The organism is Micromonospora sp. CPCC 205539 (assembly GCF_036906815.1).
Taxonomy (GTDB): domain Bacteria; phylum Actinomycetota; class Actinomycetes; order Mycobacteriales; family Micromonosporaceae; genus Micromonospora.
In genome coordinates this window covers 1-22,636 of sequence record NZ_JBAKHW010000060.1, presented here as the reverse complement: position 1 = coordinate 22,636, position 22,636 = coordinate 1, and the positions used below count along the sequence as shown (strand labels likewise).

General features: G+C 71.1%; 18 protein-coding genes. 9 read left to right on the top strand and 9 right to left on the bottom strand.

The genetic code is table 11. The features are described from left to right. Positions 1 to 52 precede the first annotated feature (52 nt). The gene (locus V6V47_RS30580; RefSeq protein ID WP_334631990.1) at positions 53 to 1,198 is read right to left on the bottom strand and encodes a glycosyltransferase family 4 protein; all 1,146 of its coding nucleotides are present in this window, start codon (positions 1,196 to 1,198) and stop codon (positions 53 to 55) included. A gap of 154 nt (positions 1,199 to 1,352) precedes the next feature. Here V6V47_RS30580 and V6V47_RS30575 point away from each other — a divergent pair, with 154 nt between their 5' ends. Further along, positions 1,353 to 2,042, top strand: coding sequence for a TIGR03089 family protein (locus tag V6V47_RS30575; protein ID WP_334631989.1), 690 nt, complete (start codon positions 1,353 to 1,355; stop codon positions 2,040 to 2,042). 183 nt (positions 2,043 to 2,225) lie between these two features. Here V6V47_RS30575 and V6V47_RS30570 read toward each other — a convergent pair whose 3' ends face one another. Then, positions 2,226 to 4,199, bottom strand: coding sequence for an acetoacetate--CoA ligase (locus V6V47_RS30570; protein ID WP_334631988.1), 1,974 nt, complete (start codon positions 4,197 to 4,199; stop codon positions 2,226 to 2,228). 151 nt (positions 4,200 to 4,350) lie between these two features. Then, the gene (locus V6V47_RS30565; RefSeq protein ID WP_334631987.1) at positions 4,351 to 4,869 is read right to left on the bottom strand and encodes an acyl-CoA thioesterase; all 519 of its coding nucleotides are present in this window, start codon (positions 4,867 to 4,869) and stop codon (positions 4,351 to 4,353) included. A gap of 23 nt (positions 4,870 to 4,892) precedes the next feature. Between V6V47_RS30565 and V6V47_RS30560 the strand changes: the two genes are divergently transcribed. Next, positions 4,893 to 5,564, top strand: a complete 672-nt coding sequence (locus tag V6V47_RS30560; RefSeq protein ID WP_334631985.1) for a hypothetical protein — start codon at positions 4,893 to 4,895, stop codon at positions 5,562 to 5,564. Between the two features lie 52 nt (positions 5,565 to 5,616). Here the strand turns inward: V6V47_RS30560 and V6V47_RS30555 are convergent, their stop codons facing one another. The 5 genes from V6V47_RS30555 to V6V47_RS30535 form a co-directional block, all read right to left on the bottom strand. Next, positions 5,617 to 6,906: a multidrug effflux MFS transporter gene (locus V6V47_RS30555; protein ID WP_334631984.1), complete on the bottom strand. Its 1,290-nt coding sequence runs from the start codon at positions 6,904 to 6,906 to the stop codon at positions 5,617 to 5,619. Between the two features lie 453 nt (positions 6,907 to 7,359). Then, complete coding sequence (locus V6V47_RS30550; RefSeq protein ID WP_334631983.1) at positions 7,360 to 7,977, bottom strand: dihydrofolate reductase family protein; 618 nt, start codon at positions 7,975 to 7,977, stop codon at positions 7,360 to 7,362. Next, a complete protein-coding gene (locus tag V6V47_RS30545; protein ID WP_334631982.1) occupies positions 7,977 to 8,483 on the bottom strand; it encodes an SRPBCC family protein in 507 nt (168 codons plus the stop codon). Before V6V47_RS30545 ends, V6V47_RS30550 begins: the two co-directional genes overlap by 1 nt. Before the next feature lie 3 nt (positions 8,484 to 8,486). Beyond that, positions 8,487 to 8,828 carry an ArsR/SmtB family transcription factor gene (locus V6V47_RS30540; RefSeq protein WP_334631981.1) on the bottom strand — a complete coding sequence of 114 codons (342 nt, stop codon included), beginning with the start codon at positions 8,826 to 8,828 and terminating at the stop codon, positions 8,487 to 8,489. A gap of 930 nt (positions 8,829 to 9,758) precedes the next feature. After that, on the bottom strand, positions 9,759 to 10,649 hold the full coding sequence (locus tag V6V47_RS30535; RefSeq protein ID WP_334631980.1) for a LysR family transcriptional regulator: 891 nt from the start codon (positions 10,647 to 10,649) through the stop codon (positions 9,759 to 9,761). Between the two features lie 216 nt (positions 10,650 to 10,865). Between V6V47_RS30535 and V6V47_RS30530 the strand changes: the two genes are divergently transcribed. The 5 genes from V6V47_RS30530 to V6V47_RS30510 all read left to right on the top strand — a co-directional run bounded on the left by V6V47_RS30530 (position 10,866) and on the right by V6V47_RS30510 (position 14,228). Beyond that, positions 10,866 to 11,672: a GNAT family N-acetyltransferase gene (locus V6V47_RS30530; protein WP_334631979.1), complete on the top strand. Its 807-nt coding sequence runs from the start codon at positions 10,866 to 10,868 to the stop codon at positions 11,670 to 11,672. Positions 11,673 to 11,921: 249 nt separating this feature from the next. Further along, positions 11,922 to 12,275 carry a PadR family transcriptional regulator gene (locus V6V47_RS30525; RefSeq protein ID WP_334631978.1) on the top strand — a complete coding sequence of 118 codons (354 nt, stop codon included), beginning with the start codon at positions 11,922 to 11,924 and terminating at the stop codon, positions 12,273 to 12,275. Positions 12,276 to 12,277: 2 nt separating this feature from the next. Further along, on the top strand, positions 12,278 to 12,658 hold the full coding sequence (locus V6V47_RS30520; protein ID WP_334631977.1) for a DUF1048 domain-containing protein: 381 nt from the start codon (positions 12,278 to 12,280) through the stop codon (positions 12,656 to 12,658). Then, a complete protein-coding gene (locus tag V6V47_RS30515; RefSeq protein WP_334631975.1) occupies positions 12,655 to 13,467 on the top strand; it encodes an ABC transporter ATP-binding protein in 813 nt (270 codons plus the stop codon). The genes V6V47_RS30520 and V6V47_RS30515 overlap by 4 nt, the downstream gene beginning before the upstream one ends. Beyond that, positions 13,464 to 14,228, top strand: a complete 765-nt coding sequence (locus V6V47_RS30510; protein WP_334631974.1) for an ABC transporter permease — start codon at positions 13,464 to 13,466, stop codon at positions 14,226 to 14,228. Before V6V47_RS30515 ends, V6V47_RS30510 begins: the two co-directional genes overlap by 4 nt. A gap of 401 nt (positions 14,229 to 14,629) precedes the next feature. Here V6V47_RS30510 and V6V47_RS30505 read toward each other — a convergent pair whose 3' ends face one another. Further along, a complete protein-coding gene (locus V6V47_RS30505) occupies positions 14,630 to 15,793 on the bottom strand; it encodes an acyl-CoA dehydrogenase family protein (protein ID WP_334631973.1) in 1,164 nt (387 codons plus the stop codon). Positions 15,794 to 16,043: 250 nt separating this feature from the next. Between V6V47_RS30505 and V6V47_RS30500 the strand changes: the two genes are divergently transcribed. Next, positions 16,044 to 17,471, top strand: coding sequence for a UDP-glucose dehydrogenase family protein (locus V6V47_RS30500; RefSeq protein WP_334631972.1), 1,428 nt, complete (start codon positions 16,044 to 16,046; stop codon positions 17,469 to 17,471). Between the two features lie 152 nt (positions 17,472 to 17,623). Further along, positions 17,624 to 22,522 (top strand): SCO7613 C-terminal domain-containing membrane protein, encoded by a 4,899-nt coding sequence (locus V6V47_RS30495; protein WP_334631970.1) that lies wholly within the window; start codon positions 17,624 to 17,626, stop codon positions 22,520 to 22,522. The last annotated feature ends 114 nt before the right edge of the window (positions 22,523 to 22,636 follow it).

Below are 22,636 nucleotides of genomic sequence, written 5' to 3'. Positions count from 1 at the left end.
GCCCGACGGACCACGCCCGGATGGCGGGTTGCCACCCGGGCGGCCCGGACGGTCAGGAGCGGGCCCGGCTCCAGGCGGCGATGTGCACCTCGGCGCTGGACTCCCAGGTGAACTCCTTGGCCCGGTCGAAGCCGGCCTTGGCCAGGGACAACCGGCGCTGCTCGTCGTCCAGGAGGGAGGCCAGGTCGTCGCCGATCTGGTCCGGGTCCTCCGAGGTGTACGCGACGGCGTCGCCGCCCACCTCGGGCAGCGAGAGCCGGGGCGTGGTCAGCACCGGGGCGGCGCACGCCATCGCCTCCAGGATCGGCAACCCGAAGCCCTCACCGTACGAGGGGTAGGCGGCGACCAGCGCGCCGCCGAGGAAGCCGGGCAGGTCGGCGTAGCGGAGGTAGCCGGGGCGCAGCAGCCGCAGGTGCGACGGGACCTCGGCCACCGCGCGGTCGATGTCCTCGTCGTGCCCCTGACCGCCGGCGATCACCAGCGCTGGCGGATCGACCCGGTCGGACACCGCGCGGGCCCAGCCACGAATCAGATTGGGGACGTTCTTGCGCGGCTCCTTGGCCCCGAGGAACGCGATGTAGCTGCTGTTGCCCAATCCGAGCCGGGCGCGCACCCGCGCCTTCTCCTCTTCGCTGGGCGCGTGGAAGGCGGCCTGGTCGACCCCGTGGTAAGCCACGTCGATGCGGGTCGGGTCGGCGTCGAGCAGCCGGATCAGCTCGTCCCGGGTGGCCTTGCTGGGCACGATCACCCGGTCCGCGCGGCGCAGCGAGGTCTTGATGGCGCTGCGGAAGAACGTGCGGCGTGACTTGTCGTAGTGCTCCGGCTCGGTGAAGAACGTCGCGTCGTGCACGGTGACCGTAACCGGGCACCCGGCCCGCAGCGGACAGGTGTAGAACGGCGAGTGCAGCACGTGCGCGCCCACCTGCTGGGCGAGCAGCGGCAGCCCGGTCTGCTCCCAGGCGAGCCGGGCCGGGCGGTGTGCCACGGCGGCCGGAGCGGGGATGATCTCCGCACCGGGCAACATCCGGGTGTAGCGCTCCAGGTCGGTGCGGAGGCTGACGACGGCCAGCTCCACCCCCGACCCGCACACCTTGCCGAGGGCGCCGAGCAGGCCATCGACGTAGCGACCGACACCACCACGGTCGGCGGGGACACTCGTGGCGTCGATGAGCACGCGGGGCGGGCGACCGGCGGTCACGGGGCGACTCCTTGCACTGGCAGGTCTGTGGGGAACAACACTCCGGGGGCCAAGCCTACGCCGGAGCACGGGCCCGACGCTGACTGCGACCCGACGGTACGCTGACTTGTCATCGTCTTCGAGTACGGCCCTCGGGGGCGTATCGTTCGCGCCGATGGCCGACAACATTGCCCGGGTGTTCGCCGACGCGATCGCGTCCGACCCGACCCGACCGCTGCTGACCTGGTACGACGATGCCAGCGGCGACCGCACCGAACTCTCCGGCGTCACGCTGGCCAACTGGGTGGCGAAGACCGCCAACCTCCTCGTCGACGGGGCCGGTCTCGCCCCGGGTGACCCGGCCGGTGTGCTGCTGCCTCCGCACTGGCAGACCGCTGCGGTGCTGCTCGGCTGCTGGTCGGCCAAGCTGAACGTGCTGGACGCGCCCGACGAGGTGGACGTGCTCTTCGTCGCCGCCGACCGGGTCGACGAGGCGCAGTCCTCGGCGGCCGGCGAGCGGTACGCCCTCGGGCTGTCCCCACTCGCCCTTCCGCTGCGGCAGGTGCCGTCCGGGTTCGGCGACTACGTCGTCGAGGTACGCGCCCATGGCGACCACTTCACCCCGCGCACCGGGCCCGGTCCCGACGACGCGGCCCTGCTGACCCGCGCGCAGGCCCGCGCCACCGAGCTGGGCATCACTCGCGGCGCCCGGCTCCTCGTCGACGCCGCCCGCTACCCCGACCCGGTGGACTGGCTGCTGGCCCCGCTGACCCAGGCCGCCAGCGTCGTCCTCTGCGCCAACCTGGACCCCGCCCGTCTTACCGGTCGCGTAACAACGGAACAGGTGACTCACCCGCTCCCGTAACCCCCGCACCCCTGCGCTCCCCGCGCCCTCGCGCCCCGCGCCCCCGCGCTCCTGCGCGCCCCGCGCTCCCGCGCCCAACCGCCGCGTCGATCTAGGGCAAATCCGTGTGGGCGGAGATCGAACAGCTCACATCTTCCCTAGATCGACGCGCTGGGCGGGCACGCGCGCTGGGCGGGGGCGCGCTCAGGGCGGGGTGGGGCGGGACTGGGCGAAGGTGGCGAAGGCCGTCAGGGATTCGGGGTTGGCCAGGGCGCCCTTGGCCGCGGCCCGGTCGACCGGGGTGCCGGTGAGGATCTTCTTCACCGGGACCTCCAGCTTCTTCGCCGAGAGGGTGCGCGGCACCGCCCGTACCTGGTGGATCTCGTCGGGCACGTGCCGGGGCGAGAGCGCGGTACGCAGCTCGCGGCTGATCTTCGCGCGCAGCGGGTCGTCCAGCTCCAGGCCCTCGGCGAGCACCACGAAGAGCAGCAGCTCACCGGCGCCGCCCTCGTCGTCCTCCAGGTGCACGACGACCGAGTCGACCACCTCGTCCAGCCCCTCGACCACCGAGTAGAACTCGGCAGTGCCCAGCCGCACCCCACCCCGGTTCAGGGTGGCGTCCGAGCGGCCGGTGATCACGCAGCCGCCCCGGTCGTTGATGGTGATCCAGTCCCCGTGCCGCCAGACGCCCGGGTAGACGTCGAAGTATGCCTCCCGGTAGCGGGTGCCGTCCGGGTCGTTCCAGAAGCCGACCGGCATGCTCGGCATCGGCTCGGTGATCACCAACTCCCCCAGCTCGCCGATGACCGGGGTGCCGTCGGCGGACCGGGCTTCGACCTTGGCGCCCAACGCCCGGCAGGCGATCTCACCGGCGTACACCGGCAACAGCGGTACGCCGCCGACGAAGCCGGTGCACACGTCGGTGCCACCGGAGAGCGACTGAAGCTGGAGGCGGTCGCCGACGGTCTCGTACACCCAGGTGAAGCCCTCGGCGGGGAGCGGCGCACCGGTGGATCCGACGCCGCGCAGCGCGGACAGGTCGGCGACCTCGCGGGGGACCAGGCCGGCTTTGCGGCAGGCCAGCAGGAACGGCGCCGAGGTGCCGAAGTAGGTGGTGCCGGTCTCCGCCGCCAGCCGCCACAGCGCACCCAGGTCGGGGTGGCCTGGATTGCCGTCGAAGAGCACGATGGTCGCGCCCACCGCCGGCCCGGAGACCAGGAAGTTCCACATCATCCAGCCGGTGGTGGTGAACCAGAAGAACCGGTCGGCCGGGCCCAGGTCGTGGTGCAGGGCGAGCATCTTCAGGTGCTCCAGCAGGATGCCGCCGTGGCCGTGCACGATCGGCTTGGGCAGCCCGGTGGTGCCCGAGGAGTAGAGCACGTAGAGCGGGTGGTCGAACGGCACCGGCGTGAACACCGACGGCTCGTCGGTGGGTGCGGCCAGCTCGGCCCAGCTCAGCGCGCCCTCGGGTGCGGTCCCGGTCGGGTCCAGGTAGTTGATGCTGACCGTGTGCCGCAGCGAGGGCAGGGCGGCCCGGATCGCGGCGACCTCGGTGCGCCGGTCCACCGGCTTGTCGCCGTACCGGTAGCCGTCCACGGCGACCAGCACGGTCGGCTCGATCTGCTGCCAGCGGTCGGTGACGCTGCGCGTGCCGAACTCGGGCGCGCAGGACGAGAAGGTGGCGCCCAGGCTGGCGGTGGCCAGCAGCAGGACGTACGTCTCAGCGATGTTCGGGGCGTACGCCGCCACCCGGTCCCCGACGGTGACGCCGAGCCGACGCAGCCCGGCCGCGACACGACGAACCTGCTCGCGCAGCTCGCCGGCGGTCAGCGTGACCGGCGCCCGGGTCTGACCGTGCGCGATCACGACCGGGTCGTCGTCGGCACGGCCCGGCATCCGCAGGACGTTCTCCGCGTAGTTGAGCGTGGCGCCGGGGAACCAGCGGGCCCCCGGCATCCCCCGCTCGGCCAGGGTGGCGGTCGGTTGGGTGTGCGCCACCACCTCGAAGTGGTCCCAGATCGAGCGCCAGAACCCGTCCAGATCGGTCGTCGACCAGCGCCACAGCGCGTCGTAGTCAGCGAAGTCCAGCCCGCGGTGCTCCCGCAGCCAGCGCAGGTAACCGCCGATCCGGGACCGCTCGCGTACGTCCGCCGGCGGCGTCCACAGCACGTCACCCACTGCTCCACCCTCCCCCTGGCCCAGCACGACACTGTGAGGTGGGCCGTGGCGCCATCTTGCCCTACCTCGAAGCGCCATTCTGCGCACCGGGTACGGCCACCGACGCGTGCCCACCCCACATGCCCTGGTCCCGACCTGTGTGGGCGCGCTGTCAGCCGGCGCGGTGCGCCTGGATGGCGCGACGGCGGGCGAGTCGGTGCGCACGCCGAATCTCCGCCTCCTTGTACCGACGTTCGTCCTCCGCGGTCTCCGGCAGCACCGGTCGGACGGCCCGCGGCGCCCCGCCGACGTCGACCCCGACGAAGACCAGGTACGCGGTGGCCACCCGGACGGGGTCGTCCTCAGCCGAGTCCCACCGCTCGGAGACCACTCGGACGCCCACCTCCATCGAGGTCTGCCCGGTCCAGTTCACCTGGGCGTGCGCGTGCACCAGGTCGCCGACCCGGACCGCCTCGGAGAAGACGATCTCGTCGATCGCCGCGGTCACCGCCGTCCCGCCGCTGTGCCGTGCGGCGGCGGCCCCAGCAACGTCATCGACGAACTTCATCAGTACGCCGCCGTGGACGGTGCCGTAGAGGTTGACGTCGACAGCGGTCATGATCTTACTCAGCGTGACCCGGGAGTACGACGTCGGCTTGCCGATCGGTGCGGCGGAGGGGTGCTCGGTCATGCCGGAAACGGTACGGTGCGCGGATGCGACATCTCTGGAGCTTCCTCGCCGGGCTGGTGGTGGCGCCCATCACGTGGGTGCTGGTCACACTCGGGCAGGACGGGTCGAGCCGGACGGTCGACCGCTGGGTGGAGATCGGCACCTTCAACACCGCCAACCTGATCGAACCGGCCGTGTACCTCGGTGTCGGCGGTGTCCTGCTGGGCCTGCTCGGCACGCTGCGTTTCTCGCCGGCGGGCCCGCTCGCCGCCGGGCTACTGCTGGTCACCCCGTATGTCGGGATGTTCGTGGCGCCGTTCGAGGTGCGGGATGCGATCCCGCAGGGGTGGAAGGTGCTCGGCGATCCGCTGCCGCTGCGGCTGCCGGTGGAGAACGGCACGCTCTTCCTGATCGGCATGCTGCTGGTGGTGGCGACGTTCAGCGGGCAGCGCTGGCGGCAGTGGCCGCGACCAGTGACCGAGCCGGCCACGACGCCCGCGCCGGCGCCCAGCGACGGCCCCCAAAGCGACGACTTCACGCTGACCGACTGGCCGCCCCCGGCGACGGCGGAGCGCGACACCGCTCCGCTCACCCTGGGTTACCCGGCCGATCCGACACCGACCGAACCGCTGCCCCGCCGGGTGGGCGGCGAGTCGCCGTGGTCCGCCCCGCCGCGCGGCCAGCCGCGCTCCGAGGACACCACCGAGTCCCACTGATGATCGGGCGGGCCGGGTGACCGGCCCGCCCTCCGTCCAGGGCAGGGCAGGGCTAGTGCAGCGCGACCGCGAGGTCCGGGTCGACCGCGCCGAGGCTGGCGCGGGGTACGACGAGGAGCATGACGATCAGCGCGGCGGCCATGCCGCCCGCGATGACGATCGCCATCGGCACGCTCCCGGTGCCGAACAGGCCAGCCAGCGGCGCCGACAACGCACCGATGCCGAACTGCACCGCGCCGAGCAGCGCCGCGGCCGTGCCAGCGGCCTCGCTGTGCCGGCTCATGGCCAGCGCCGGAGCGTTCGGCAGGGCCAGGCCGGCTGCGGCCAGGACCAGCCACAGTGACGCGAGCAGGGTGCCCAGGCCACCGAAGCCGGTCGCGGCGAACAGAACCAGCAGCAGGCCCGCCGCCGTACCGGCGATCAGGGCGCTGACCAGGATCTGCTGCGGGGTGTAGCGGCGCAGCAGCCGGACGTTGAACTGGGTGGCCCCGATCAGGCCCACCGCGCCGGCCCCGAAGGCCACGCCGAACTGCTGCTCGTCGAGGCCGTACTCCCGCTGGAGCACGAACGACGAACCCGAGACGTACGCGAACAGCGCCGCCATCGCCAGCCCGGCGACCAGCACCAGGCCGACGAACGCCCGATCGTTGAGCAGCCCCCGGTAGTCGCGCAGGGTGGCGCTCACCCCACCGTGCCGCCGGCGGGCCACCGGAAGGGTCTCCGGCAGCCGGAGCGCCGCGACGACGATCAGCAGTACGCCCAGCACCGCCAGTGCCGCGAAGACGCCCCGCCATTCGGTCCAGCGCAGCAGGCCGCTGCCCAGCGTCGGCGCGAGGATCGGCGCCAGGCCCATGACCAGCATCAGTCGGGAGAAGATCCGAGCGAAGGACGAGCCGCTGAACAGGTCGCGGACGACCGCCGTCGCGACGACGGTGGCGGCCGCGACGCCGAGCCCCTGGAGTACGCGCAGCCCGCCGAGAACCGCGATGTTGGGTGCGAAGACGCACAGCACGGAGGCGACGATGTGCAGGGCCAGCCCGGCCAGCAGCGGACGACGCCGTCCCACCACGTCGGAGAGCGGCCCGACCAGCAACTGGCCCAGCGCGAGGCCGACCAGCGTGCCCGTCAGCGTCAACTGCACCGCGGTTTCCGTGGTGTGCAGGCCCGTGGTGATGGCGGGCAGCGCCGGTAGGTACATGTCGATGGTCAACGGCCCGATGGCGATCAGCGCGCCGAGCACGACGACGAGTTGTGCACGCTGACGGCCGGTCATCAGGTCACCGGGCAGGACCTCCTCGAGCACGCTGTCGGGCGCGGTGTTGTCCACCAGCTGCTTCATCATCTCGATCTCTCTGCGGGTGCTGATGCGCCGTCAACCGAGAGAGTGACGAGGCGAGGGCTGTGACGAGAGTGATTCTCCTGCTCTTCAACGTCGGGAGGACCGATCAGGATTCCGCTGTGTGGGGAGTCACTACGGCTGGGGACGTTCAGCGGGGCCGACCAGTCGTGCGGCACCGTTCTGGCGGTGAGCGGGTGCTGCGACGACCGCCACCACCTCCGCCGCGGTCATCGCCACCCGCCGTCCAGCCGCAGCCATGGCCAGGCGACGTGGCGGCGAACCGACCGCCTACGCCGTGACCTGATGACCAGCAGCGCGCGATGCCGTCAACTGCGCGATTGGCTGGGCGCCGCAGCCACCGTCATCGCGTCATTGGCCGTCGAGAACGCCGCACTAGGAGGACAGGCCGCGAACTCTGCCACCCGATCGGTCATCCCACTGCTCCGTACGCCGGAGTCAGCTGACGCGGCGATAGCGGATGTGGGTGGTCAGCGGTGAGTGAAGCACCTCGGCGGGTTCGAAGCCGAAGGATTCAACCCCGTCGAAGAGGCGCTCGCCCGACCCGAGCAGGACCGGTGCGATGTCGAGGGTGAGCTCGTCGATCACGCCGGCGATCAATGCCTGTCGGACGGTCGAGGCTCCACCGGCGATGTCCACGCCCTTGTCTCCGGCAGCCTGGCACGCTGCGGCGTAGGCCGCGTCGAAGCCCTCGGTGACGAAGTAGAAGGTCGTCCCGCCTTCCATCTGGATCGGGTCATGTCCGTGCTGGGTCAGCACGAACACCGGCGCGTGGTACGGCGGTTCGGGGCCCCACCAACCGGACCATTCCTCATCCCAGTCCCCGCGGATCGGACCGAACATGTTCCGACCCATCACATACGCGCCCCGCGGGCGCATGAGCCACTCGTTCGCGACCTTGTCGGCATCGTTGGCTCGCGGGTCGCCGATGTGCCAGCCGTGCAGCTCCCGCCCCCGCTTGCCCAGGGGGTTGTCGCGGCTCTGGTCCGGTCCGGCGACGAAGCCGTCCAGCGAGATCGACATGTGGCAGGTGGTGTTCGGCACCTTCTCGGCCATCATCGGCCCTCCTCTTTCTGGGCGGTCTCGGTGACGTAGGCCGCCAGGTTGCTCAGCGTCTGCTCGCCGCCCTCGATCGCGTGGTACTTCTCCACGGCCTGGTCGCGCAGTTGTTTGGTGGGGAAGACCGTGCTCATCACGATCCGGGTCGCGGTGCCGTGCGGCGCAAAGGCCAGGGTCGACTCGAAGGCGTTCGGGTCGTCGCGGGACTCACCGTGCAGCAGCGCGATCCGCTCCGGTGGGACGACCTCGGTCCAGGTGATCCACTCGGAGTAGTCGGTCCCGTCCGGCCCGTGCATCACGAAGTCCCAGACTCCCCCGACGCGGAACTCGAAGGACTGCGTGGTGGTGGTGAATCCCTCCGGCCCCCACCACCGCGACAGGTGCCGGACCTCGGTGAACGCCTCGAACACCAGCTCCCGTGGGGCGTCGATGACCCGGGAGATCACGATCTCCCGGTCGGCCGTCGCCGGCTCCGCCCGCGTTTCTTGCCTTGCCCCTGCCATCGGTCATTCCTCCTGCCGTGTCTGCTTCAGGTCCTGCACGTAGGTGTCCAGCCGGTCGAAACTCTCGTTCCAGAACCGCTCGAACCCACCGACCCACTGGTGGATCGGCCGCAGCCCGCCGGCGTCCAGGCCGTAGAGACGCTGCTTTCCCGCCTCGCGGACCCGCACCAGCCCCACCTCCCGGAGCACCCGCAGGTGCTTGGACGCCCGCGGCTGGCTCATCCCCAGCTCCTGAGCCAGGTCGGTCACCGGCCACTCACCCGCCCGCAGCAGCGCCAGGATGTCCCGGCGCTGCGGCTCGGCGATCGCGTTGAACACGTCCGACGTCGTCGCTGCTCGTGCCACGGCAGCCATCATATGCCCATAACGGCATGCGTCAAGCCGAGATGGATCAGGCGGGTCTTGCCAGATGGAGATCGTGACCCTCGTCACCTGACTCGACTCAGGCTCGTGCGCACCTCGTCAGCTGAGCTGGGCCAGCGCGTCGCGTAGGTCAGGCGGGAGTTGGAAGTGCTGGGCATGCTCATCAACGGCTGACCCAACCGGCGGATCTCCGGCTGGGCCACACCTGCCCCGAGCTGGCAAAACAGCCCTCGATCAGCCCTTCAGGAGCTCCCGCGCCATGACGATCCGCTGCACCTGGTTGGTGCCCTCGTAGATCTGAGTGAAAACGAAGGCATGGCTTTTGAGCTGGGAAAACACTGCCGTCCGCTGCGCTCCCCAGGATTTCCCCAGAGTGCATGGAGGCCCGGCACAGAGAAATTTGCTCACCGTGCTCTGCGCCGCGCCTAGCCAACGACCAGCAAGGCGCAATACCGACTGAAACTAGGTGGAGGCCCCGAGTAGAAACCGCGCCGCCTTCAGCGACACCCGACCTACACGGGCCATTACTTAACGTCACGACTCTTGGGTCACGATTCGCATCGCTGCATCACATCTTTGTCAGACGCGGGCCAGGGATGCTGCACTCGGTCCTCGCGGGTCCGAGAACCGGGCGCAGCGTGTCGAACGACTGAATGACCACCTCAGGGTCGGCGTAGTTGTGATCCTCACCCGGTCCGAGAACCGGGCGCAGATCCTCCTGCGCAACGCGAAGCTGTCCGAGCTGCCATCGTTGTGATCCTCACCCGGTCCGAGAACCGGGCGCAGCGCTCGTGAACAGCTAATACTCACCTTAGCCAATAGGCGTACATGGGCGACCACACTAGAGAAGTCTCAATTAGCACGATTTGGTGGTTAGGAACCTCAGGCTTCCTGGGCGACCACTCGGGGTTCCTAGCTAGACGAGTTCTGCGCGTCCCTGGCGGCTTCGACGAAGGCGCGGATCAGCCCGGTTTCGCTGGCGCTGCGCCACACTGGCGCATACCGCAGGACCGGTCCGTCGACGACGGGCACGAACGTGATGTCCGGGCGCACCCGGGAGGCGGCCACAGGTGGCCCGATGGGGGAGATGACCAGGCCGGTACCGATCGCCGTCAAGGCCTCTTCGAGGGTGTCCACGGTGATTCCACGTCGGATGGGCCGGCCGGCGGGTGTCACGGACGGCGTGTGCGCCTCCCACACGTAGCCCGGAATCGGCCCCTCGGGACCCACTACCGGGTGATCGCCGAGTTCCTCCATCGAGACCCGGTCCCGATTGGCCAGTGGATGATCGGAGCCGACGGCCAGCACCAGGCGCTCGCTGTGGAGATGCGGCCCGACGGTGAGGTCGGGTTCGCGGACCGGTAGCCAAAGTATCCCGACGTCGACCCGGCCGGCGCGCAGTGGACCGAACGGGTCGGTGGGAAGGATCTCACGGGTACGCAACGTGCACTGCGGATGTCGCTGTCGGAACAGGTCAAGGACGGCCTGCATTTCCTGGTGATGGGGACCCATCGTGCCAATGGTCAGCGTGCCGATCTGCCCGCGCGCGGCAGCGGCAGCCTCCTCGATGCCGGCCATGATCTCGCGGTAGCCCGCGTCGAGTCGGTCGCGGAGCCGCTCGCCGAGCGGAGTTAGCCGCACGGTGCGGCTGGTCCGCTCGAACAGGGCTGCGCCGATCCTGCGTTCCTGCTGTTTGATCGACTGACTGACTCGCGCCTGAGACACTCGGAGTCGCTCGGCTGTCCGTCCGAAGTGGAGTTCCCTGGCCAGATTCAGGAAGATCTCGATGTCACGCAGCTCCACCGAGTCGATCCCCTCCCGTTGTCACGCGTCCGAATCCCGTCGCTGGCCGGCGCAACACGGAAGTGTAAGGCGGTGACGAAGGCGCGTCTCCCGACCGTGATCCGGGCCACGGTCGAGGCGCAGGCAGGGCAGGGCGTCGATTGATAACCGGCGACTTAACCGGCGGTTCGATCTTTGCCGTTGTTGCGCACCTCGGGTGCGGCGATCGTAGGTTCCGTGAGCGAAACGTTGAGCGACATCGTGGCGGTGCCAGATCGTCCCGGGGTCTCGCGGTGGCAGGCAGTGGTGCCAGGTGGCTCCGTGGCCGGGGCGGCCGCCCTACGGTCGATCATTCCGCTCTGGCACGACCTCCTGCCGCCTCCGGCCCCCGCCATCTGGCCTGGTGTCCCCGAGCTGACCTTGTACGTGGCACCGCAGTGGCGGCGTCACGGCATCGGCTCACGGCTCCTGGACACCGTCCGGGCGCACACCGCCGAGCCTCGCCTGTTCGCGGACGTCGCCGCGGGTGCGCCGGGGGAGGCGTTCTGTCTGCGGCACGGATTCCGGCACGCCGGATCCACGCGCCTCGACCTCCTCACCTACTGCGATGTTCACTGGGCCTGGCTGGGTGAGATGGTCGACGCAGAGCCTTCCGGATACCGACTGATCCACCGGACCGGGATTCTTCCGGCCATGCGCCGTGTCGAGGAACTGCGCCAAAGTCCGAGCCGTACCGCTGAGGCTGTCTTGACCGCCACCGAGACGGACGGCGACCTGGCGGCCTACGCGGTGGCGGTCGTCGGCGCGCTCTCCCCGAACCGCGCCCGTCAGTACGGGCCGGCGGTGCTCCCCGATCATCGCGGACGGCGGCTGGGCGTCTGGGTCAACGCCGCTCTCATCCAACGACTGCGTGAGGTCCACCCGCACGTCGACGAGATCGAGACCCACACCGACGAGGGCGACACCCATCTGCTCGCGGTCCGCGAGCACCTCGGTTTCCGCCCTTCCGGTCGAACGCACCGCTACGAACTCGCCCTGCCGTAGCCGCGTCCGCAACCCCCAGAAACCGGGTGGCACCGAAGCCACCGCCTGCCACCGAAGAGAGGTTTTTCATGAAAAGGTCAGAAATAATCCCGCACTCTGCTCGCGCGCTGTCCGATCACAGCGGACCTTCGCCCCCGAGCCCACGCCGTCGGCCAGGAGATCCCTCGGTATTCAGCGTTGCTATCTACCGGTACCTAGTGTTACGGTCTACCGGTAGTCAGCGTCGCTTGGTAGCGAGGGAGAGATGACATGGGCAACCAGATGACAGAAATGCTCAAGGGCACTCTCGAGGGCATCGTCCTGGCGATCCTGGCCCGCAGGTCCGGGTACGGCTACGAGATCACCGCGTGGCTGCGTGACCGCGGGTTCTCGGACATCGCGGAGGGCACCATCTACGCGCTGCTCGTCCGCATCGAGCAGCGCGGGTTCGTGGACGTGGAGAAGGTTCCCTCCGAGAAGGGGCCTCCGCGGAAGGTGTATTCGCTCAACGCGAGGGGGCGAGAGCAACTCGCCGAGTTCTGGAGGACGTGGAGCGTCCTCGCCGAACGCATTGAACAACTACACGACAACGACAACGACAACCAATTTGACCAAGGAGCATGAGCATGGCCGCGAAGTGGATCGAGACGATCGTCGGGTCGCTTGAGCAGAAGAAGCAGTACAAGCACCACATGGCCCGCATGGAGGCCCTGCCGGAGCCGCACCGCAGCGCGGCCAAGGCTTTGCAGCGGTACTTCATGTACCAGGGCGGGGTCGTCGACGGGGACACGCTCATCACGATGCTCGGCGACTTCGTCGACCTCTGGGAGCGGGCGGTCGCCGACGGAACGCCGGTCCGCGCGATCGTCGGCGACGACCCCGTCGAGTTCGCCGAGACGTTCGTGCAGGCGTACTCCGGCAAGCAGTGGATAGACAAGGAACGCAACCGCCTCCGGAGCGCGATCGACGCCGCCGCCGGCGACAACAGCGAGGAGAGGAGCGCATGAGCACCACGACGCGCGAACCCGCGATCAGGGTGCGGGCCATCACGAAGTCCTACAAGGACCTGCACGTGCTGCGGGGCGTCGACTTCGAGGTGGCGGCCGGGAGCATCTTCGCCCTGCTGGGCTCGAACGGCGCCGGAAAGACCACGCTGGTGCGGATCCTGTCGACGTTGCTGAAGGCGAACACCGGCACCGCGACCGTGCACGGCTTCGACGTCTCCTCGGCCCCGGGCGACGTCCGCAAGTCGATCAGCCTGACCGGGCAGTTCGCCGCCGTCGACGAAGTGCTCACCGGGCGGGAGAACCTGGTACTGGTCGCGAAGCTCCGCCACCTGAAGAACCCGGGTGCGGTCGCTGACGACATGCTCGCCCGTTTCTCGCTCAGCGACGCCGGAAATCGGCGGGCGGGGACGTACTCGGGTGGCATGCGGCGGCGGCTGGACATCGCGATGAGCCTCGTCGGGAACCCGCCGGTCGTGTTCCTCGACGAGCCAACCACCGGCCTGGACCCGCAGGCGCGCATCGAGGTCTGGCAGACGGTGCGGCAGCTCGCCAAGGATGGCACGACCATCCTGCTGACCACCCAGTACCTCGACGAGGCCGAGCAGCTCGCCGACCGGATCGCGATCCTGCACAAGGGCACGATCATCCAGAACGGCACTCTCGCCGAGCTGAAGCAACTCATCCCGTCCGCCAAGGTCGAGTACGTCGAGAAGCAGCCGACCCTCGAGGACGTATTCCTCACCCTCGTCGGCGACACCAGTGACACCGCTGGCAAGGCGGCCGTGCCCGCAGGGAAGGAATCCCGATGACCACCCATCTCCTCAGCGACACCACAACCCTCACCGGCCGTTCCCTGCGGCACATCCTGCGCAGCCCGGACACCATCATCACCACGGCGATCACCCCGATCGCGCTGATGCTGCTCTTCGTGTACGTGCTGGGCGGAGCCATCAACACCGGATCCGACGAGTCGTACATCAACTACATGCTCCCCGGCATCCTGCTCATCACAATCGCAGGCGGCATCGCCTACACGGCGTACCGGCTGTTCCTCGACATGCAGGGCGGCATCTTCGAACGCTTCCAGTCGATGCCGATCCCACGACCCTCGGTGCTCTGGGCGCATGTGCTGACCTCACTCGTCGCCAACCTGGCCTCGATCGTGATCGTCACCGGCGTCGCGCTGATCATGGGCTTCCGCACCGGCGCGTCCGTCCTCGACTGGCTCGCCGTCGCCGGCATCCTGGTCCTGTTCACCCTCGCCCTCACCTGGATCGCCGTGATCGCGGGCCTGTCCGCCAAAACCATCGACGGCGCGAGCGCCTTCAGCTACCCGCTGATCTTCCTGCCCTTCATCAGCTCGGCGTTCGTCCCCACCGACACGATGCCCGGCCCGGTCGCCTGGTTCGCCGAGAACCAACCGGTGACATCCATCGTGAATGCCCTCCGCGCGCTGTTCGCACAGCAACCCATCGGCAACGACATCTGGATCGCCCTCGCCTGGTGCGCCGGCCTGCTCGTGGCCGCCTACGCCGCCGCGACAGCGATCTACCGCAAGAAGATCAGCTAGCCGATCGCAAGAAGACAGCGCCGCATCTGCATGGATGCGGCGCTGTCACGTAGCGCCGTCCTCAACCACCTCCGCACACTGGCTGAGGCCGGCACCATCCCCGCCGTCGGAGCAGCACGAAGCCCCAAGCGTCGATACCGATGGGTCGGATCCCTCCTCAATCAATGAGGGGATGTCCACAGGGGATCCCAACCCCAGGATTTGCCCAGACTGCATTCGGCCGCCGTGCGGTCGAACGACAACTGGAGACCGGGCCGCTAGGTCTCTACCTGTGGAAACGCTCCGGCCCGGGCATCGCCGGAGCGCATCCGTAGATTACTGACATCTCGGCGCCGCACCAACCACTCCGTCGGATAGAGACACGTCAACATCAGCGCTTTGACCTGCGCAAACGTAGCCTCTCAGCCCTTCAGGAGCTCCCGCGCCATGACGATCCGCTGCACCTGGTTCGTACCTTCGTAGATCTGCGTGATCTTGGCGTCCCGCATCATCCGCTCGACCGGGTAGTCCCGCGTGTAGCCGTAGCCCCCGAGCAGCTGCACCGCGTCGGTGGTGATCTCCATGGCGGCGTCCGAGGCGAAGCACTTGGCGGCCGCGCCGAAGTAGGTGAGGTCCGCGTCGCCGCGCTCGGACTTGCCGGCCGCGGCGTAGGTGAGCTGCCGGGCCGCCTCCAGCTTCATGCCCATGTCGGCGAGCATGAACTGGACGCCCTGGAACTCGGCGACCGCCTTGCCGAACTGCTTGCGCTCGGCCACGTACCCCTTGGCGTAGTCGAGCGCACCCTGCGCGATGCCGACGGCCTGCGCGGCGATGGTGACCCGGGTGTGGTCCAGGGTGCGCATCGCCGTCGCGAAGCCGGTGCCCTCCGCGCCGATCATGCGGTCCGCCGGGATCCGCACGTTGTCCAGGTAGACCTCGCGGGTGGGCGAGCCCTTGATGCCGAGCTTCTTCTCGGGCGCACCGAAGCTCACCCCGGCGTCGGACTTCTCGACCACGAAGGCCGAGATGCCCCGCGACCGGGCGGTCGGGTCGGTGACGGCGAAGACGGTGTAGAACTCGGAGACGCCAGCGTTGGTGATCCAGCGCTTCACCCCGTTGAGCACCCAGTGATCCCCGTCACGCACCGCGCGGGTGGTCATCGACGCCGCGTCGCTGCCCGCCTCCGGCTCGGAGAGGCAGTACGAGAACATCGCGTCGCCCGCGGCGACCGGGGTCAGGTAGCGGCGCTTGAGGTCCGCGGAACCGGACAACAGCAGAGGCATCGTGCCGAGCTTGTTCACCGCCGGGATCAGCGACGAGGACGCGCAGGCACGGGCGACCTCCTCGATGACGATGGCGGTGGCCAGCGCGTCCGCGCCCGCGCCGCCGTACTCCTCGGGGATGTGCGGTGCGTGGAAGTCAGCCGCCCGCAGCGCGTCGTAGGACGCCTTCGGAAACTCACCGGTCTCGTCGGCCTCGGCGGCGTTGGGAGCCACCTTCGCCGTGCAGACCTCCCGGACCGCCTCCCGGATCGCCTCGTGCTCCTCGGGCAACCGGTAGACGTCGAACGACTCCCCTGCGGCCATGTCGGCCCCTCCCCTTCACCGCTATCATGCGCAGTCTGTAGCGTCTCCTGACCGCGCACCGCGCAGACTGAAGGGTAGCGACTGCAGTTCAGGTGATGTTACCGGCGCGTAGGTATCGGCACGACGGAGCACCCACGCCGCTGGGCGATGATGGAAGACAGACAATGAGCCACCCCTCCGGTGCCCGGCCAGGCGCCGCAGCAGAATGCGACGCGACGAAGCGCCGCCAGTGCGAGCGGAGAAGACAGGCGTGACGATCCCCTATCCCACCATCCAGCCGACCCCCGCCATTTCCGCGGTGACGCCGCCCTCGGGCGCGGCCCGGCCGCGGGTGACCTTCCTGGGGACCGGCTACCTCGGTGCGACGTACGCCATCTGCTACGCCGAGCTGGGGTACGAGGTGCTCGGCTTCGACGTCGACGCTGACAAGATCGCCATGCTCAACGCCGGCCAGGTGCCGATCCACGAGCCCGGCCTCGACGAGCTGCTCAAGCGCAACCTGGCCGCCGGCCGACTGCGGTTCAGCACCGACATCGCCGAGACCGCCGACTTCGGCGACGTGCACTTCATCTGCGTCGGCACCCCCCAGCGGGCCGGCGGGATGGGCGCCGACCTGTCGTACGTCGAGGCGTCGGTGACCAGCCTGGCGCAGCACCTGACCCGCAAGGCGCTGATCGTCGGCAAGTCCACCGTGCCGGTCGGCACCGCCGAGTGGGTGGAGCAGCTGGTCGGCAAGCACACCCCGAACGACCTGGGCGTCGAGGTGGCCTGGAGCCCCGAGTTCCTCCAGGAGGGCTTCGCCGTCGACGACGTGCTGCGCCCCAACCGGATCGTGGTCGGCGTGAAGAGCGAGTGGGCCAACGGCATGCTCTACGCCGCGCACAAGGGCGTCTTCGACCTGGCTGCCACCGAGGACCGCGAGGTGCCCCTGGTGGTCACCGACTTCGCCACCGCCGAGCTGGTCAAGGTCGCCGCGAACGCCTTCCTGGCCACCAAGATCTCCTTCATCAACGCGATGGCCGAGGTCTGCGAGGCCTCCGGCGGCGACGTCACCCAGCTGGCCCGGGCGATCGGCTACGACCCGCGGATCGGCAACCGGTTCCTCCAGGCCGGCCTCGGCTTCGGTGGTGCCTGCCTGCCCAAGGACATCCGGGCCTTCCAGGCCCGTGCGCAGGAGCTGGGCGCCGGCGAGGCGCTGCGCTTCCTGCACGAGGTCGACCTGATCAACCTGCGCCGCCGGACCCGGGTGCTCCAGCTCGCCGCCGACCTGCTCGGTCGCCGCTCCGGGCCGGCCGGCCCGGACTTCTCCGGCACCCGGATCGCCGTGCTGGGCGCGACCTTCAAGCCCAACACCGACGACGTCCGCGACGCCCCGGCGCTCGCCGTCGCCGCGCTGTTGCAGAAGGCCGGCGCCGACGTGCACGTGTACGACCCGCAGGGCACCGAGAACGCGCGTCGCGCGATGCCGGAGCTGACCTACGAGGCCAGCATCAACGATGCCGTCACCGGCGCCGACCTGGTGTGCGTCCTCACCGAGTGGGCCGACTTCCGCAACGCCGACCCGGTCGCCCTCGGCGAGCTGGCCGCCGGCCGCAAGGTCGTCGACGGCCGCAACTGCCTCGACTCGGCACTGTGGACCCAGGCCGGCTGGGAGTACCGGGGCATGGGCCGCCCCTGACCCGATCCGACGACACCGGCCGGCCGCGGAGCACCACTCCACGGCCGGCCGGTGTCGTTGTGCGCCCCGGACCCGCCGACTAGTGTCGAAATACGCACCAGCTTTGGGCATGCTGCGACAGTGAGAGTCCACAGTGCGGGTGGAGGGGTGTCGTGGCGACCTTTCAGTGCTCCTCGTGTGGGCGGGAGATCAAACCTGCCGTCCGCTGTCCACACTGCGGGACCGACCAGCCGCAATGGGTCGAGCACCTGGCGGAGGTCGAGCGCTCGATCGCGGAGATGAAGGCGCGCGACGCCGCCATCGCCAGCGAGCAGCGGCAGATCGCCGCCAAGATGCAGGCGGCGCTCTTCCAACGGGACATCCTGGCGCACGCCAGTGAGGAGCGGCTCAAGCAGGCCGCCCGGCCGCGCCGGGTGCTGCGCCGCCGGCCCGGTCGCCGACCACCCACCGCCGCCACCGGCGCTCCGCCCCGGGTGCCCCGTCAGGGCAACCCGCCGCCAGTCTCGGAGGACCCGCCGCCGCCCCCACCCCGGGTGGCCCGGCTTGACCTGGACGACCCACAACACCCGCCGGAGGCGTCCTCCCGCGAGGTGCAGAACATCCCCCTCGGGCTGGGCGCACTGCTGCTCGGGGTGGCCGCGGTGGTCTTCGCCGCGGTGGCCACCAGCTCGATGGACGCGTTGACCCGGCTCGGAATCCTGCTCCTCGCCACCGTGCTGATGCTGCTCGCCCCGCCGGTGCTGGTCCGGCGCGGGCTCACCTCGACCGCCGAGACGATCTCCGCGGTCGGCCTGCTGCTGGTGCCGCTGGCCGGCAACGCCCTCTGGGCGGTGGAGTCGATCGGCGCCGGCGGCGTCTCCGGCACGGTCTTCGCCGGGGTGATCTTCGCGGTGACCGCCGCCGTCGCGGTCGGGTACGCCGCCTTCACCGGCCTGCGCGCACCCCGCTTCGCGACCGTGCTCGCCGCACAACCCGTGCTACCGCTGCTCGCGTACGACCGGATCACCGGGCCGGGCGGCTGGGCCCTGGTGCTGACCCTGGTCGCGCTCCTCGACCTCTGGCTGACCCGTTCCGGCGTGGCGGTCGAGCGGCCGGTCCAGCAGGACCTGCCAGCCCCGGGCACGCCGTTCACGCCTCGGCAACGAGGGTCCGAGAGCCGACCGGAGGGCGACCCGGAGGAGGCCGGCGAGCTGGTTGACGCCGATGCGGGCGCCACCGACACCCGGCCGACCCGCCCGGTGCCCGCGCTGCGCGAGCTGATCTGGCTGCTGCACGCCGCAGCCGTCGCCGGCGCCCTGGCGTACGCCGTCACCGCCCTGCTCCGCGCGGAGACGGTGCCGGTGGCGACCGGCGCCGGGCTGGTGCTGGTGCTGGCCGCCGCGGTCGGTCTGGGCGGCGCGTTGGTGCTGCGCCGGCCGCCGCTGCCCGACGTCGCGGCCGGCATCCTCACCCTGGCCGTGATCGGCGCGCTGGGCCGGATCGCCTCGGTGGCGCTACCCGGCCGGGCGTTGCTCCTGATCGCGGCCGTCATCACGGTCACCGGCCTGGCGGTGCGCGCGGTCCCCGAGGCCGCCCGACGCGGCCCGCAGATCGCCTCGGCGGTGGCGCTCAGCGTCAGCGGGCTGGTGGTCGCCGGGGGTGCGCTGCGCGCCGGGGTGGCTCCGGTCCGGGCGGCGCTGCCCGCCTGGAGCGCGGACCTGGCGCGCTACCCGGCCGAGCTGGCCGCCGCCGTCGGCCCGGCCGCCTGGCAACTCGCCGGCGCCGCGTTCCTACTTACCATCGCCGCCGTGCTGGCCCTGCCGCCGGAGATCCGCCGCGAGTTCGCGGTCGCCGGGGCGGCACTGACCGCGCTCGCCGTGCCGGCCTCGTTCGGTCTCGGCTGGGCGACGGCCCCCTGGCCCATGGTGCTCACCGCGATCGGCATCGGGGTGATCGGCCTCTCCGCACGGACCGGCCGGGCCGCATTGGCGCATGCCCTCGGCGCCGCCGTCGTCGGCGCGTTCGGCGCGGGCGCTGGCCTGGCCCGACCAGCCCTCACCGCTGCGGTCCTGCTCACACTCTGCACGGCCGGTGCGCTGGTCGCGTTCGCCCCCCGGATCCGGATCGCCTCGGCCGCCGCCGACACCGTCACGAACTGGGCGGCCGGCGGGGCCGCGTTCGCGCTGCCGGGAGCGGTGGCCGCGTTCGTGGCGTCCACCGTGCCGACCGACCCGACACCCACTCCGGCCAGCCTGCGAGAGGCGACCGTCCCCGTGCTGGCGGCGGGCTTCCTGGCGGTCTGCGTGACCCTCGGCTATGCCGCCGTGGTGCAGGTCTCACAGCGGCACATCCCGGCGCCGCTGTCGGTCGGCACCGGGCTGGGCGCGCTGGTGGTCACCGCCGCCGCCTTCGGTGCGCCCGGCGCGACCGTCGCCGACGCCTGGGTCGGCGCGCTACTGCTGGTCGCCGCGGTGCTGCTGTTCCTCGCTCCGTCGATCGACGCCGGCCGCCGCTCCGACCTCACCATGGACGGCTCGGACCTGGCCGCCGCCGCGGTGACCACCGCACTGATCGCCACGCTGGTCCGGATCGCCGCGGTGCTCGCCCCGGGCGGGCAACTGGCGGTGGCCGCCGGCCTGGTGCTGGTGGTCGCCGTGGGCGCCCGCGCGATGCCCGAGGAGTGGCGGCGTGGGCCGATCCTCGGCATCGCCGTCGGCGGCGTGCTGATCGGCGTCCTCGCCGGCTGGACGGCGCTGCGCGGCGGGCTGGGTGTGCTGGCGACGCCCGGCCCGATCTGGGACGGCGACCTGATCGGCTGGCCGGCCGCACCGACCGGCGGTGCCGCCTGGCAGGCCCCGGTCACGCTGGCACTGCTGGCCGTCGCCGCCGGCATTCTGCTTCCGCCACCTTGGCGGTACGACGTGTCCGGCGCGGCGGCGGTGCTCGCCACCATCGGCGCACCGGCCGCGTTCGACCTGCCCTGGTGGTCACCGGTCCTGATCGGCGGCATGGTCGCCACCGTCTTCGGAATGGCCGCGGTGGCCAGCGAGGACGCCCGAGCTGGCCTGTCCCGGGCCACCGTGGCCGGTGTGGTCGCGCTCCACGCTGCCGGCGCTGGACTGGTCCGGCCGTGGACCACCGCGTTGGCGCTGGGCAGCATCGCGCTGATCGGCGTGGTGGTGGCCGCGCTGGCCCGCGTCCTCGCCGGCCCGCAGGTGGCCGACATCGAGACCGAGGGGATGCCACCACACCTGGTGCAGATCGGCGGCGCGGCGGCCGGTGCCGCCCTGCTGGCCCTGCCCGGCGCGGTGGCGGCACTGGCCGCCGAGTTCGACCACTCGGCACAGGTGGTGCTGACCGCCGCGTTGGCCGCGTCCAGCCTCGGCCTGGCCGGCGTCGCGGCGGTCCGGCGGCACGTGCCGCAGTACCTGCCGTGGGCCAGCGTGGCCGTGGTCGGCGGGGCCACCATCAGCGCGCTCGCCGCCATCCCCACCGGCCTCGCCGCGGGCGTCTACGCGGCTGCCGCCGCGCTGCTCGGTGTTTTGGCCGAGTTGATCCGTGCGGCCACCGTGCCGCCGACCGGCTCGGCTCAGCCGGTACGGCGTTGGGCGGTGCTGCTCGGCGGCGGGTTGCGGCGGTTGCCGGACGACCCGGAGCGGCGGCGCTGGCGGGTCAGCCCGGCCGCTGGCGCGCTGGCCGCGGCCGCCCTACCGACCGCCCTGGCGCTCTTCTCGATCGCCCCCGCTCTGGTCGCCGCGCTCGTCGAGCCCCATCGCACGCTGAGCCGCATCTGGCAGGGGCCACCGCCGGAGCTGCTCACCCCACCACCGGACGTGGTCGACCCGACCCACGTGCTGACCGCGCTGCTCCTCACCGCGACCGCGGCGCTCGCCGCCACCGGGTTCAGCGGCGGGCGCCGGTCCCGCGCCGTGCCGGTGGTACTGCCCGGTACGGCCGTCACGCTGCTGATCGCCCCCATCGCGTTGGGCATTGGTTGGCCCGCGAGCGCCCTCGCCGCGCTGACCGTGTTCACCATCTCGATGCTCGGCCTCGCACTGACTCCGCCACCGGCGCTGGCCGAACCGGGCCGCTCATTGCGGCTGGCCCGGGTGCTGGTCTTCGTCATCGGTCTGGCCGCCGGCGGCGCCGGGCTGGCCGGCAGCCTGGCCACCAGAGAGCTGACCGTGTTCACCCTCGGCGGCGCGGTCGTCGTGGGCGCGGTGGCGGCGCTGTTCGGCACCACCCAACGGGCCCGTATCCTCGGCTGGCTCTTCGCCTCGCTGATGGCGCAGCTCTTCGTGCTCACCGTCGGTCTGATCGCTGGGCTGGCGCCGGTCTGGTCCGCGTTCGGGGTGCTCGCGGTCGGAGCGGCCCTGCAGGTGTTCGCCGCGACCCTGCCCCGGCTGCGCCGCCCAGAGGCACAGCGCGAGGCGGCCACCGTGCAGTGGAGCGGGTACGCGGCCGCACTGATCGCGCTGGCCCTCGCCTTCGACTCGCCCCGGCACATCGCCGCCCTGCTGGCCGCCTGGGGTGCGGTCCTCGGGGTGGCGGCGACCCGGCCCGGTCGCCGACCGGTGGAGCGTCGGATCCTGTTCTGGTCGGTGGTGGTCTGCGAGATCACGGCCTGGTGGATCCTGATGCGGGTCGCCGACGTGGCGCTGCCCGAGGCGTACACGCTGCCGTTCGCCGCGCTGGCCCTGGTGGTCGGCGTGCTGGAGCTGCGCCACCGACCGGATCTGAGCAGTTGGGTGGCGTACGGGCCGGCGCTGGTCGCCGCATTCGTGCCGACCCTGGCGATCGTGCTGGCCACCGAATCCAGCACGGTGCGACAGATGCTCCTGCTGCTCGGCGCCGTGGCGGTGCTGATCTTCGGCTCGTCGAGCCGACAGCAGGCACCGGTGATCGTCGGCGCGTCGGTCACCGCGATCGCCGCGATCCATGCGCTGTTCAGCCTCGGCCCGTGGCTGGCGCTGATCCCGGTGGGCATCCTGTTGCTGGTGCTCGGCGCCAGCAACGAACGCCGCCGCCGCACTCAGGAACGCCTACAGACCGCCCTACGCGGCATGAGGTAAGCCCCCCGGCCCCGCCCCGCGCCCGTCAGCGCCCCGCGCCCGTCAGCGCCCCGCGCCCGTCACGCGCCCCGCGCGCCCCGCGCCCGTCACGCGCCCCGCGCGCCCCGCGCCCCG